The sequence below is a fragment of the Micromonospora sp. NPDC049559 genome, from assembly GCF_040676675.1.
In the GTDB taxonomy this organism is placed as follows: Bacteria; Actinomycetota; Actinomycetes; order Mycobacteriales; family Micromonosporaceae; genus JBFAPK01.
In genome coordinates this window covers 59,921-72,558 of sequence record NZ_JBFAPK010000034.1, presented here as the reverse complement: position 1 = coordinate 72,558, position 12,638 = coordinate 59,921, and the positions used below count along the sequence as shown (strand labels likewise).

Annotated in this window: 8 protein-coding genes and 1 pseudogene; 3 read left to right on the top strand and 6 right to left on the bottom strand. The window is 75.7% G+C overall.

What is annotated here, in order from left to right:
* Positions 1-156 precede the first annotated feature (156 nt).
* The gene (gene gcvT / locus AB0J86_RS29460) at positions 157-1,347 is read left to right on the top strand and encodes a glycine cleavage system aminomethyltransferase GcvT (protein ID WP_363860897.1); all 1,191 of its coding nucleotides are present in this window, start codon (positions 157-159) and stop codon (positions 1,345-1,347) included.
* 49 nt (positions 1,348-1,396) lie between these two features.
* Here the strand turns inward: gcvT and AB0J86_RS29455 are convergent, their stop codons facing one another.
* From AB0J86_RS29455 to AB0J86_RS29440, 4 genes and pseudogenes are all read right to left on the bottom strand, one after another.
* Complete coding sequence (locus AB0J86_RS29455; RefSeq protein WP_363860896.1) at positions 1,397-2,734, bottom strand: DUF2314 domain-containing protein; 1,338 nt, start codon at positions 2,732-2,734, stop codon at positions 1,397-1,399.
* A gap of 67 nt (positions 2,735-2,801) precedes the next feature.
* Positions 2,802-3,575 (bottom strand): adenosylcobinamide-GDP ribazoletransferase, encoded by a 774-nt coding sequence (locus AB0J86_RS29450; RefSeq protein WP_363860895.1) that lies wholly within the window; start codon positions 3,573-3,575, stop codon positions 2,802-2,804.
* Positions 3,576-4,056: 481 nt separating this feature from the next.
* Positions 4,057-5,835: pseudogene (locus AB0J86_RS29445) on the bottom strand (bifunctional adenosylcobinamide kinase/adenosylcobinamide-phosphate guanylyltransferase); the annotation flags it as partial.
* Between the two features lie 99 nt (positions 5,836-5,934).
* Entirely contained in the window at positions 5,935-6,174 is a 240-nt protein-coding gene (locus AB0J86_RS29440; protein ID WP_363860894.1) for a hypothetical protein, read from the bottom strand.
* 588 nt (positions 6,175-6,762) lie between these two features.
* Here AB0J86_RS29440 and AB0J86_RS29435 point away from each other — a divergent pair.
* Together AB0J86_RS29435 and AB0J86_RS29430 are read left to right on the top strand one after the other, a co-directional pair.
* Positions 6,763-6,963: a hypothetical protein gene (locus AB0J86_RS29435; RefSeq protein ID WP_363860893.1), complete on the top strand. Its 201-nt coding sequence runs from the start codon at positions 6,763-6,765 to the stop codon at positions 6,961-6,963.
* 5 nt (positions 6,964-6,968) lie between these two features.
* Positions 6,969-7,766: a site-2 protease family protein gene (locus tag AB0J86_RS29430; protein ID WP_363860892.1), complete on the top strand. Its 798-nt coding sequence runs from the start codon at positions 6,969-6,971 to the stop codon at positions 7,764-7,766.
* Between the two features lie 96 nt (positions 7,767-7,862).
* On the opposite strand, the gene AB0J86_RS29425 is transcribed toward AB0J86_RS29430, so the two are convergent.
* The gene (locus AB0J86_RS29425) at positions 7,863-8,864 is read right to left on the bottom strand and encodes an aldo/keto reductase family protein (RefSeq protein ID WP_363860891.1); all 1,002 of its coding nucleotides are present in this window, start codon (positions 8,862-8,864) and stop codon (positions 7,863-7,865) included.
* A 258-nt stretch (positions 8,865-9,122) separates the two neighbouring features.
* Positions 9,123-11,306 carry a WG repeat-containing protein gene (locus AB0J86_RS29420; RefSeq protein ID WP_363860890.1) on the bottom strand — a complete coding sequence of 728 codons (2,184 nt, stop codon included), beginning with the start codon at positions 11,304-11,306 and terminating at the stop codon, positions 9,123-9,125.
* Between the last annotated feature and the right edge of the window lie 1,332 nt (positions 11,307-12,638).

Here is a 12,638-nt window from a genome sequence, read left to right as displayed (position 1 = left end):
GCCGCGTCGTGTGCGCCCGGCGGTGGGTTCTCCGGCGCAACCTACCCGCCGGACGGCATGGTGTCCCGCCGACGGCCCGTCAGGGGATCTCCGTCGAGCCTAATCAGGTGGTCACCGGTGCTTATCAGGTGGTCAACGCCCGGTAAGTTGCCATCCATGACCGAGCCCACCGCAGACGTCCCCGCCGACTCGTCGCGCCGATCGCCGCTGCACGAGCGGCACGCCGCCCTGGGCGCCAGGTTCGCCCCGTTCGGCGGCTGGCAGATGCCCCTCGACTACGCCGGCGGCGGCGTGATCGCCGAACACACCGCCGTGCGCGAGGCGGTCGGGATCTTCGACGTCTCGCACCTGGGCAAGGCCCGGGTGGCCGGTCCCGGCGCCGCCGCCTTCGTCAACTCCTGTCTCAGCAACGACCTCGGCCGGATCGGGCCGGGGCGGGCGCAGTACACGCTCTGCTGCGACGAGGCCACCGGCGGGGTGGTCGACGACATCATCGCGTACCTCTACGGCGACGAGCACGTCTTCCTGATCCCGAACGCGGCGAACACCGCCGAGGTGGTCCGCCGGCTGCGCGCCGCCGCGCCGCCGGAGATCGTCGTGGAGAACGAGCACGAGGCGCACGCCGTACTGGCCGTGCAGGGGCCCCGCTCGGCCGAGGTGCTCGCCGCGCTGGGGCTCCCCACCGGACACGGCTACATGAGCTTCGCCACCGCCGGCTTCGTCCCCGGCGCCGGTACGGTCGACCCCGCCGGCCGCCCGGCCGCCAGCGGGCCGGCCGAACCCCTGGCCGAGCTGGTGGTCTGCCGCACCGGCTACACTGGCGAGCACGGCTACGAGCTGGTCGTACCGGCCGCCGCGGCGACCGCCGTCTGGGACGCGCTGCTGGCGGCCGGCGAGCCGTACGGCATCCGCCCCTGCGGCCTGGGCGCCCGCGACACGCTCCGTACCGAGATGGGCTACCCGCTGCACGGCCAGGACCTGTCGCTGGAGATCACCCCGGTGCAGGCCCGGTCGGGCTGGGCGGTCGGCTGGGACAAGCCCGCCTTCTGGGGCCGCGACGCGCTGCTGGCCGAGAAGGCGGCCGGACCGCGCCGAACGCTCTGGGGGCTGGAGGCGGTCGACCGGGGCATCCCGCGCGCCGGCATGCGGGTCTACGCCGGCGACCGGAGCGTCGGCGAGGTGACCAGCGGCACCTTCTCGCCCACCCGCAAGCTCGGCATCGCGCTGGCGCTGCTGGACACGGCCGCCGGGCTGGCCGAGGGCGCCACCGTCGAGGTCGACGTGCGGGGCCGCCGCTCGCCGATGCGGGTGGTCCGCCCACCCTTCGTCAAGCCCTCCGTCAAGTAACCGGCCGGGCGGCGCCCGGGTCGAGGCCGGCGAGGTCGACCGGCGGGGGTCAGGACCGCTCCCCGGCGTCGAGCACCGCCTGGGTCCAGCCGCCCTCCAGCACGCCGGTCTCGTCGAGCAGCGCCCAGTCGACGACGTCGGCGGTGGCCACCTCCACCGGCTGGCCGATGCGCACCGCCGGGTCGGTGGCGGCGTCGCTGGCGCTGGCGCCGTGGATCCGGTCGGGGCTGGCCCAGGAGGTGACCCCGGCCCAGACGAATTCGGGGCCGTCGGCGCTGGGGAGCGCGTACTTGACCACGAGCTGGGTGCCGGCCGGCAGGCCGCCGGCGAGGAAGCGCTCCCGTACGTCGGGCAGCCCGTCCCGCGCGGTCGCGATGGCGCGCGCCATGGCGTCGTCCGGGCGGGCGTAGCGCGGGTCCGCCGGGTCGCCGCCGAAGAGGGTGGCGCAGAGCGCGGCGTAGTACCGCCCGGGCGGCCCCGGGTGCCCCTCGGGTGGCAGCAGGCTCAGGAACGAGTCCGCCTCGGGATCGGTCGCCGGGTCGAGTTCCAGCCGCAGCAGCGTCGAGCCGAGCGGCCGGCGCAGCCCCGGGTCGTCGCCCGGGCCCCGCCGGCGCGACCCGGCGTCCGGGTCGCCCGGCGCGGGGTTGCCGTACGCGGCGGCGATGTCCCGGCCGCTGACCGGCACCAGCGTCGGCAGCGGTACGAAGGCGGGCGGCTCCGGGCCGGCGAGCCCGTCGATCCAGCGGCGCAGCAGCCGGCGGGCCGCCCCGGCCATCACCGCGCCGAAGCTGCGGGTCAGGTGCGCCGGCACGCCCCGGGCCTGCAACTCCAGCAGACCGAAGCGGCGCAGCCCCTTGGTGGTGAACCAGAGCCCGTCGCCGTCCGAGGAGTACGGCACCAGCACCCAGTCCACGAGCCGGATGCGGCCGTCGGTGCCGGGCAGCGAGCGCAGCGCCCGGGCCGGCTCCAGGAACTGCAGGCCGAAGACGTCGACGAGGTCGCCGCCGACCGCCTCGGCGAGCGCGGCGGCGAGCGCCCGGGCGGCCCACTCGTGCGCCGGCGGCCAGCCGGGCCGGTAGCTGGCCTGAACCAGGATCAGCTCGGTCGCCGCGGCCAGCCGGTCGAGCTGCCGCTCGGTGGCCCCGAACGCGGTGAGCAGGTCCGGCGGCAGCTTCGGGAACTCCCCGACGGGCCGGGTGCCCACGGTCATCAGCGGGCTGTCCAGCAGTTCCCGGGTGAGGTCGTACGCCGGTCCGGCGAGGCGTCCCGCGAGCATCGAGACCGCCTCCGCGGGGCTCGGTACGTGCCGCGCCGAGGTCGGCACCAGGTAGGTCGCGCTCAGCGTCTCCGGGGCCGGGACGGGCAGGAAGTCGTCGATCATGACCATGGTGTTTTTCCCCGTTGAAGGGTGGACGGGTCGTCGAGGCGAACGCTACCCGGATCCCGGGCCGCGATCAGCCGGTCAGCACGAGACCCAGGTAGACGAGCGTGGTGGCGACCTCGACCTGGGCGCCGAGCACGTCGCCGGTGACCCCGCCGAACCGCCGTACCGCGTGCCGCAGCAGCAGTCCGGCCGCGGCGAGCGCGACCAGCACCGCGACCGGCCCCTGCCAGGGGCGGCCCGGCACGGCGGGCAGCGCCAGCGCCGCGACGGCGACCGTCGCCACCGCCGGCACGGCCGCCGGGAGGCTGCCGGCGACCAGCGCGCCGAGCCCGTCCGGCCGGGCCGCCGGCACCCCGCGGCGGCAGGCCCAGCTCACCGCGAGCCGGCCGGTGGCGGTCGCGGCCGCCACGCCGGCCAGCAGCGCCGGCCAGCCACGGGCGGGGAGCGCTTCCAGCGCCGCGGCCTGGGTCAGCAGTACGAGCACCAGCGCGGCCACGCCGAACGGCCCGACGTCCGGTTTCTTCATGATCTCCAGCGCGGCCGGCCCGGCGCGGTACGACCCGAGCGCGTCGACGGTGTCGGCCAGCCCGTCGAGGTGCAGCCCCCGGGTCAGCAGCGCGAGCACGGCGACCGTGACGCCGCCGGCCACCAGTCCCGGCGTACCGGCGGCGCGCAGCCCGCCGAGCAGCGCGGCGGCGGCGAGGCCGAGCCCGGCCCCCACGGCCGGCGCCAGGGCCATCGCCACCGCGGCGGCGGGACGGTCCACCCGCCCCGCCCGCAGCGGCAGGATCGTGAAGGTGGTGAGCGCCAGGCGGGCGCCGGCCGGGAACCGCCCGTCAGGCACCGGGGAAGGTGCCGCCGCCGGAGCGGGCCGAGGTCGGGTCGTCCCGCTCGCCGGAGCCCGGCCGGTCGGCCTCCCGCTCCGGCGCGGCCGCCTCCCGGTCGGCGTCCCGGTCCGGCCCGGCGGGCGCATCCGGCTCCCGGTCAGCGGGCGCCGCCGGTCCGGGCCCGGCGGGCACCGGCTCGACGAACTCCTCGTCCCGACCCGGAGCGCGCTCGTCGTCCGCCTTCGCCGCGCCGTTCTCCCACCCGGTGGAGCCGGCGGCCGGCCGGGCCGGCTCCGGGGTCCAGTCGGTGCTTCCGCCGGTGGTGCTTCCCGGCGTGGGGTCCCAGTCGGTGCTCGTCGTGGCGGGTGCCGGGGTGGCGGCCCAGTCGGTGCTTCCCGGCGTGGGGTCCCAGGCGCTGCTCCCGGTGGGCGCCGTGGGCGTGCTCCAGTCGCCGGCGCCGGCCTGCTCCCGGGCGTCCGGAGTTTCCTCCGGCCGGGCCAGGGCGGGGTGCGCCGGCAGCGAACCGGCCAGCGTCAGCACCGAGCGCAGGATCGGCAGGGTGGCCAGCACGCTCGCCCCCTCGCCGAGGTCCAGCCGCAGGTCGATCAGCGGGGTCAGGCCGAGCACGTCGGCGCCGAACCGCACGCCGGGCTGGTCCCCGGAGTCCGGCAGCAGGCACCAGTGCCGGGCCTGCCCGGCCAGCTCCCGGCTGATCAGGCCGGCGGCGATGCCGACCGGACCGTCCAGCAGCACCGGGGTCCGGCGCGCGGTCGCGCCGAGCAGGATCCCGGTCGCCACCGCGATGTCGCCGCCGGCCAGCTCGGCCAGGATGTCCTTGGCCGTACGCGGGCTGCGGCGGGTGCGTTGCAGGGCGTCCCGTACCGCGGCGCAGCGGCGCATCCAGGCCGTGTCGTCGACCACTCCGCCGGGGCCGACGACCCGGCCGAGCACGGCCGCCGGCTCGGCCCCGGCCGTGGCGGCCAGCACGGCCGCGGCGGCGGCCTCCGTACCGGCACCGCAGGCGGCCAGCACGATCGCCTGTACGCCGCTGTCCGCGGCCTCCTCGGCCAGCCGCCAGCCGTACCGCAGGGCCGACTCGACGGTCCCCTCGGCCAGCGCCGGGCCCTCCTCGATCGGGGCGGCCAGCGGCGCGTCGATCACCTGGAGGCTCGCGCCGGCCTCGGCGGCGAGCCGGGCCAGCGCCCCCTCTCCCTCGCGCGCCTGGGTGGCCCGGCGGGCCGACTCACCCGGTACCGCGCCCGCGCTGACGTCGCCCTCGTGGTCGCCGTGCACCAGCAGCACCCGCACCGACCGCCAGGGGACCGGGTTCGGGTTGGCCTGGGTGGCGGCGGCGAAACCGACGACCTGCTCCAGCTTGCCGAGCCCGGCGCCGGCGACGTCGAGCTTGGCGAGTCGCTCCAGCGCCTCCGGGCCGGCGTAGTCGTCCGGCATCGGCAGCTCCATGCCGGGCTGGATGATCAGGCCGGTGGAGACCATCGGCAGGGTCATGGTCGGCGCGGTCCAGGCGCTGTCCCGGGGCGGTTCGGCCGGGACGCGGGGCGTCAGCACGTCCGGCCAGGCCGACGGGACGGCGCGGGGGGCCGGGTCGGCGCCGCCGGTACCGGTGGCCGGAGCGGCTCCGGTTGCCGTCGCGGCGGCCGGCGCCGGCCGCCCGGCCTCCGCCGCGGCGGGCCGGCCCTGGGCCGGTACGGTCGCGCCGTGCTGGGCCGCCTCCGGCTTGAGCCAGGTCGCCTGGCCGGCGACGACGAGCACCACGGCGTCGCACGCGTCGGCGACGGACCGGTTGGTGTAGCCGAGCGCGTCGGCGAAGGCCCGGCCCAGCGGTGTCGTGGGCACCAGCGAGAGCCCGACCTCGGGACTGACCAGCACCAGCCGCGCGGCGCAGTCGCGGACCGCGGCGGTCAGCTCGTCGATCGTGGCGACGTCGTCGGCGGGCTGGTGGGCCGGGTCGAGCAGGACCGTGACCCAGCCGCCGAGGTCGTCGACGAGCAGGGTCTCACCGGGCCGCGCCTCGGAGATCAACTCGGCGAGCCGGGACGGGTTGGCACCGGCCTCCTCGGTGGGCCAGCTCTCCGGCCGGCGGCGCCGGTGGGCCTCGATCCGGGCGGTCCACTCCGGGTCGTCCGGTTCGGCACCGGCCGCGGTCGCGATATAACGAACGACGCTCGCGTCGCTCAGCAACGACTCGGCGAACTCCGACTTGCCGGACCGGATCCCGCCGAGCACGAGAAGGGTCTGCCACCCGTCTACGGACATGACCGTACCTTAGAGCGCGTGGCTGTGATTTGACCTGCGAGGTGTGCTCGGTACCCGGTCCGGGCCCCGCGCGGGCGTCCCGCCGGGCGCGGGTCCGGCTCAGGACCGGCGTCCGTTGCCCTGGCGGGTCGGATCGTCCGGCTGCCGGGCCGCGTCGCGCCCGGCCGACCTCGCCGAGCGCGGTTTCGCCCGGCCCCGGCCCTGGTCGTTGCGGCCGGACGCGCCGCCGAAGATCTCCCGGTGGTGGTGCAGGTGCGCCCGCAGCGCCGCCTCCCAGGCATCCTGGTCCATGTCCGGGTCGGGCGGGACCCAGCGGTGCGAGCCGTCCTGGTAGTGCATGGGTTCATCGCCGGGTCGCAGGACGTTCATGTGACCTCGGAGCCGGGCGTCACGACTGCCGCCGGCGCTGGTTCGGGGCCGGCCAGTGCCCCCGGTTGAGCGGGACCCGATGTCGGGCCCGGCAGGGCAGCTCGGAACCGCACCGGCAGATCCGCCGCCACCGCTGCCACGACCACGTCGGCTGATGCCGGCGTGCGAACGTCAGCGCGACGGCGGAGAGATACTCGTCGTACCTGACCATGGAACCCCCTCTGCTGCGGGACCCGCGTTCCCGGGACCGGTGTTTCCGGGCTCGTTGCCCGGGCCCGGTCGGCTCCCGCGGCCGGGGCCGGAGGACCGTCGGGCGGCTGCCCCGGGCCGGGACGCCGACCGGGGTAGCCGACCGGGGGCCGCCGTGATCCGCGGAAGACGTTCTAGGAGCCTGCCGAAAGAACGCACTCCGCAAGCGGATCGACACGCTGAGCGACCGAAAATAAATGCCTTACACGTTGTATTTATGGCGTGTGGGGCGTCCGGTGCAGGCCGGCGATGATCGACAGAGGATGGCCTAGGCTGGCGGGGTCACATGGGGCGAGGGGAGACGACGAGATGCCGTGGAGCTGGCGCTACGAGGGCCCGGACGGCAGTCCGGTCGCCGGGCCGGCGGAGACGTTCGGCAGCCAGGCCGACGCCGAGTCCTGGATAGGCCAGACCTGGCGGCAGCTGGCGTCCTCGGGGGTCACGGCGGTCAGCCTGGTCGAGGACGACCGGGTGGAGTACAAGATGAGCCTGCAACCGGCCGCCGAGTGAGCGGGATGAACTTCGACCGGCCCGGCCGCGGCGGGCTCGTGCTGGGAGTACCGCGCGAGGCGTTCCGGCCCAGCCCCATCTTCCTGACCCTGGTCGCGCTCTTCGTCGCCAGCGGGGTCATGGCCTGGAACCGGTACGGCAACGTCCGGTTCGACGTCTTCCTCTTCGTGGTCTCGGGCTGGCTCGTCTCACTCTGCCTGCACGAGTACGCACACGCCCTGGTCGCCTTCCGGGCCGGGGACCGGGAGGTGGCCCACCGGGGCTACCTGACGCTGAACCCGCTGAAGTACAGCAACGTGCTGCTGTCGATCATCTTTCCCGTGGTGATCGTGCTGCTCGGCGGGATCGGCCTGCCGGGCGGGGCGGTCTGGGTCGACCGGCACGCGATCCCGGGCCGGCTGCGGCACACCCTGGTCAGCCTCGCCGGCCCCGCGACCAACGTGATCTTCGCGGTGGCGCTGGTGATACCGCTCGTACTCGCCAGCGACTACGACGCCCACTGGGAGTTCTGGGCGGGGCTGGCCCTGCTCGCCTTCCTCCAGCTCACCGCGAGCGTGCTCAACCTGCTGCCGGTGCCGGGGCTGGACGGCGGGAACATGATCCAGCCGTGGCTGTCGCCGCAGTGGCGGCGTGGCTACGACCTGATGGCCCCGTACGGCTTCCTGCTGCTCTTCGCCCTGCTCTGGAACCCGCGCATCGGCGGCTGGTTCTTCGACGTGGTCTTCACCGTCGGTGATTTCCTCGGCCTGCCCGCACCGCTGTACGGCGACGGACTGCAGCTCATCCGCTTCTGGCAGGGCTGAGCGGGCCGACCGGCCGGCCGGCCGTCGACGGGGGAGGGGTCGCGGCGGGACGCCGGCCGGGCCGGTTCGTGCCCGGTCGGCGTCCCGCCGGCGGTGTCACGGCCGGCGTTCGGGGCTCTGGGTCTTGGCCGGGTCGCGCTCGACGATCGGGCCGACGACCTCGTCGATCGCCTTGAGCAGGTCGGCATCCAGCTTCACGCCGGCCGCCTTGACGTTGTCGTGCACCTGCTCGGGGCGGGACGCGCCGACGATCGCCGAGGAGACGTTCGGGTTCTGCAGCACCCAGGCGATCGCGAGCTGCGACATGCTCAGCCCGGCCTGCTCGGCGAGCGGCTTGAGCTGCTGCACGGTCGAGAGCACGTGGTCGGACATGAACCGGCTGATCATCTTCGACCCGCCGCCGGACTCGTCCGTCGCCCGGGAACCCGAGGGCGGCGGCTGGCCGGGCAGGTACTTGCCGGTGAGCACGCCCTGGGCGATCGGCGAGAAGACGATCTGCCCGATGCCGAGCTCCTCGCTGGCCGGTACCACCTCGGCCTCGATGACCCGCCACAGCATCGAGTACTGCGGCTGGTTCGAGACGAGCTGGATCTTCAGCTCGCGGGCCAGCTGGTGGGCCTGGCGGATCTGCGCGGCGTTCCACTCCGAGACGCCGATGTAGAGCGCCTTGCCGGAGTGCACGACGTCGGCGAACGCCTCCATCGTCTCCTCCAGCGGCGTCTCGTAGTCGAACCGGTGCGCCTGGTACAGGTCGACGTAGTCGGTCTGGAGCCGGCGGAGCGAGCCGTTGATCGACTCCATGATGTGCTTGCGGGACAGCCCGCGGTCGTTGCGACCCGGTCCGGTCGGCCAGTAGACCTTCGTGAAGATCTCCAGCCCCTCCCGGCGCTCGCCGGCCAGGGCGCGGCCGAGGACGGACTCCGCCTTGGTGCCGGCGTAGACGTCGGCGGTGTCGAAGGTGGTGACGCCGACCTCCAGCGCCGCCCGGACGCACGCGGTCGCCGCGTCGTCCTCGATCTGGGAGCCGTGGGTGAGCCAGTTGCCGTACGAGATCTCACTGACCAACAGGCCAGAGCGGCCAAGGTGTCGGAATTCCATGATCTCGATCCTAGTGCTTCCGCAGGTCCGGCACCCGTTACCGGTGCCGGCGGCGTCCCGGCCGGCACCGCCGCCGCCCGGATCGCCCCAGCGTGCCGGCCGCTGGGCGGAATCGCCCGGACGTATCCGGCCAGTCCGAACTGGCGCGGCCGGCCCGGACTGGCCAGGTTGCCCGCATTGACTGAATTGCCCGGAAGCTTCCGGACTGCCCGATCCCGCGACCGGGTACGGCCGTCCCGGGACCGGTCCGGCGGCCCACTACAGCACGGGCTTGGTGTCCGCCAGCAGCCGGTCGATCTCGTCCATCACGTCGGTACGGCTCGGGTGGACCACGTCGATCAGCGGCTCGCCCCGACGGTCCAGCGCACCCCACTGGCCGGTACCGCTGCCGATCAGGAACGCGACCGGATGGATCACCAACGCCGGGTGCGCGGGCGGGACGATGACCCGCCCGGTACGGTCGACGACGCCCTTGCGCCCGCCGGAATCCACGATCGCGAGCCCCTCGTCGGTGAAACCGTCGAGGTAGCGGCCGTCGGTCAGCGCGGTGACGAAGCCGGTGTACCGGTTCGGCACCACGATCTGCCCGCTCTTGTCGACCGCGCCCCAGCCGCCGCCCCGGCGCACCGCCGCGACGCCGCGCCGGAACGGGCGTACGTCGTCGAAGCCGATCGAGATGACCACCTTGTTGGACTTGTCGATCGCGATCCAACTCCCCGTACCGTCCCGGGAGACCCAGGCGAGCCCGTCGGAGAAGGAGCCCACCCCGAGGTACCCGGCGGCGGCCTGGATCAGCAGCTCACCGGACTCGTCGATCAGCTCCCAGGTCTCCGTCTCGGGACGGCGTACCCAGGCGACACCGTCGCGGAACGGCTGCACGTCGGCGTAGCTGGGCGCGATCGCCAGCTGGCCGTCCGGGTCGGCGTACCCCCAGCGCTGCACCCGTTCGCTGAACTTCGGTACCGGTGGCCGGTGCACCTGGAGGATCTCGTCGCGCCCACGCGGGTACGGTCCCCAGCCGTTCTCGGCCACCTTGTTGAAGACCGCGTCCAGCGCCAGCTCGGTACGGGCAATCAGGTCCGGGTCCTCGACCTTGCGCAGCTCCAGCGCGCGCTCGAAGTGGTTGCACGCCTCGATGTAACGGCCCTGGTCGTAGCAGGAGCGCCCGGCGTGCTCGTGCATGGTGGCGCGGAGCCGGTCCGGCAGCTCCGAGGAGTTCGCCTCCTCGAAGAGCCGGTCCGCCTCGGCGAAGTCGCCCCGCCACTGGAGCACGTGCGCCAGTCGCGCCTGCGCGATCGCGATCCGGCGCAGCTCACCGGTGGCCTCCGCGAGCGTCAGCGCGAGCCGGGCGTCCGTGAGCGCCTTGCCCAGGTCGCCCAGGATGCGCGAGACGACCGCGCGCAGGCTCAGCAGCCGGGCCCGGCTGCGGTTGTCGACCGCCCCGTCCAGCTTCTCGGTCAGCCGGTCACGGATGGTCCGCAGCTCGTCCGGGTTCTCGACCAACTCGCGCAGCGTCTCGTGGTGGAAGCGCCACTCGTACGTCGCCAGCACCTGCTCCGGATCCGCGGCCGGCGGCGCGGGCTCCTCGGCCGGCGTCTCGGTCGGCGGGGCCGGTGCCGGCGCGGTCGCGGACTCGCCGATCGACACGATGGGCGTGAGCATCGTCGGTGCGCGCAGTGCGGTCGCCGCACCGGCGGCCGGTCCGGCGGGGGCGGGCAGCACGGTGTCCGGGCTGGCCTCGGCCACCTCGTCCGGGCCAACCTCGACGGCGGACGGGGGCGAGCTGTCGGCGGACGGGGCGGGCGCCGGCGCCGGGTCGTCGACGGGAGTGTCGTCGGGGGACGTGCCCTCGTCGGCGGGGGAGTCGTTAACGGCCATCAGGTCGGAGGGGGCCTTGTCGTCGGTGGAGGCGGCGTCGGCTGACGCCGCGAGGGACGGTCCGTCCGGGACTCCGGGGACCGGCGGGTCCGCGGCGGGCGGCTGGTGGATCGGTACGTCCGTGGCGGGCGCCCCGGCGACCGGGGAGTCCGCGGTGACGGGTGGTTGCGCGGGGTCCGGCTCGGTCTCCTCCGGCGTGCCGCCCCCCGTTTCGCTGGTTGCCGGTGGTGAGGATACGGGTACCGCGTCGGCGGCCGGCGTGGTGGACCCCGGTACCGCGTCGATCTCCGCCGCCGTCTCGGCCTCGGCCTCGTCCGTGGCCGCCGACCCGGGCTCCGGCGCCGCCGTCGATCCGGCCGACGGGGTCGGGTTCGGCGCTCCCGTCGGTCCGGCCGTCAGGGTCGGGTTCGGCGGTCCGGAGGCGTCGGCGGCGGATGGTTCCGGGGCGACCGGAGGCATGGCGGCCGGTACCGCCCCGGCGGGCGCGTCCTCGTCGTCCGTATGCCCGGGTACGACCTCGCCGGCCGGCGCGGCGCCCTCGGGCGCGGCCGGGGGCGCCGGCACCGGCGCGACGGGCTCCTTCGCCGGCACCGGCGCGGGGGCTGGTGGCGCGTCGGACGGTGGCGCGGCGGCCGACGACCCCGACAGCGGCGACGGTACGTGCGGCGCCGGTTCGGCTACCGCCGGTACCTCCGGCGCCGGTTCGGCTGTCGTCCGCTCTGCTGTTGCCGGCGGCGTGTCTGTCGGCCCGGGCGTCGGCTCCGCTGCGGCCGTCTCCGTTGCGGAGGTTTCCAGTGCGGCCGGGTCCGACGCGGCCAGGTCGCCTGTGGCCGCCTCCGCTGCGGCGGCGTCTCCTGTGGCCGCGTCCGGTGCGGTGGTGGCGGCCGTCGGCTCGGGTTCCGGGGCGCTGCCGGCGACCGGCGTCGAACTGTCCTCGATGGACGCCACCGCCGGCGCGCTGCTGGCCGGCGCGTCGGATGCCGTCCCGTCGGGTACCGGCGTGGCGGACGGTTCCGCCTCCATCGCCGGCCTGCCGGCCGGGGCGGCGGGAACCTCCGGCGTCGCCGGCTGCTCGGTCGCCGCCGAGGGCGTCGCGGCCGGTGCCGGTGCCGGTGCCGGGGGATTGAACACCGGTGCGGCGGGCGAGGTCGCCGGTGGTACGCCGGTCCTGGGCGTCTCGCCGGCTGCCGGTGTGTCCGTGTTGCTCGTGGACGGAGTCGACCCGCCGGTCGCGGGCGCGGCCGGAGCCGGTCCTGCCGGAGCGGTTGCCACGCTCGGAGTGGTCGGGGTGGCTCCCGCTGGGGCGGGCGCGGCGCCCGTCTCCGGCGTGACTCGCGCTGGGGCCGGCGTGGTGCCCATGTCCGGTGTGGTCGGCGCGGCCCCGGTCGCCGGCGTAGCTGCGGCCGGTGGCGGCGCGACCGGTCCGGTTGGCGTGGTGGGCGTGACCGGCGTGGCTGCGGCTGGTGCCGGCGGGACCGGTCCAGTCGGCGCGGTCGGCGTGGCCGGTGCCGGGAGCGGGGCGGCCGAGGCGGGTGCCGCGGGCGTGGGCGGTCCGGCGACCGGTGCCGCCGGTCCGGCGGCAGGCGTGGCTGGCCCGGCGGCCGGCGTGGCCGGGGGCGGTGGCACCGGCGAGGCCGGCTGGGCAGGCTCCTGTGGCCGAGTCTCCGGGGCAGGCAGGAACTCCAGCCGCAGCCCGGCGGACGGCGGTCCCGACATCGGCGGGCGGGCACGCTCACCCGCGTCTGGCGGAGAAACCGGCTGATCGGGCGTGGCCGGGCGCTCGGGCGGCCCGGGACGGTACGGCGGGCGCGGCTCGGCCGGCCGGTTCGGGGTCAGCCAACCGGTGGCGGCGGGGCGAGGCGCTTCGACCGGACCGCCCGAGACGGGCGCACCGGT

Excerpts from the sequence above, each read along its gene's own strand:
- gcvT (WP_363860897.1), top strand. The coding sequence starts at position 157 with ATGACCGAGCCCACCGCAGACGTCCCCGCCGACTCGTCGCGCCGATCG.
- AB0J86_RS29455 (WP_363860896.1), bottom strand. The coding sequence starts at position 2,734 with ATGGTCATGATCGACGACTTCCTGCCCGTCCCGGCCCCGGAGACGCTG.
- AB0J86_RS29440 (WP_363860894.1), bottom strand. The coding sequence starts at position 6,174 with ATGCACTACCAGGACGGCTCGCACCGCTGGGTCCCGCCCGACCCGGAC.
- AB0J86_RS29435 (WP_363860893.1), top strand. The coding sequence starts at position 6,763 with ATGCCGTGGAGCTGGCGCTACGAGGGCCCGGACGGCAGTCCGGTCGCC.
- AB0J86_RS29430 (WP_363860892.1), top strand. The coding sequence starts at position 6,969 with ATGAACTTCGACCGGCCCGGCCGCGGCGGGCTCGTGCTGGGAGTACCG.
- AB0J86_RS29425 (WP_363860891.1), bottom strand. The coding sequence starts at position 8,864 with ATGGAATTCCGACACCTTGGCCGCTCTGGCCTGTTGGTCAGTGAGATC.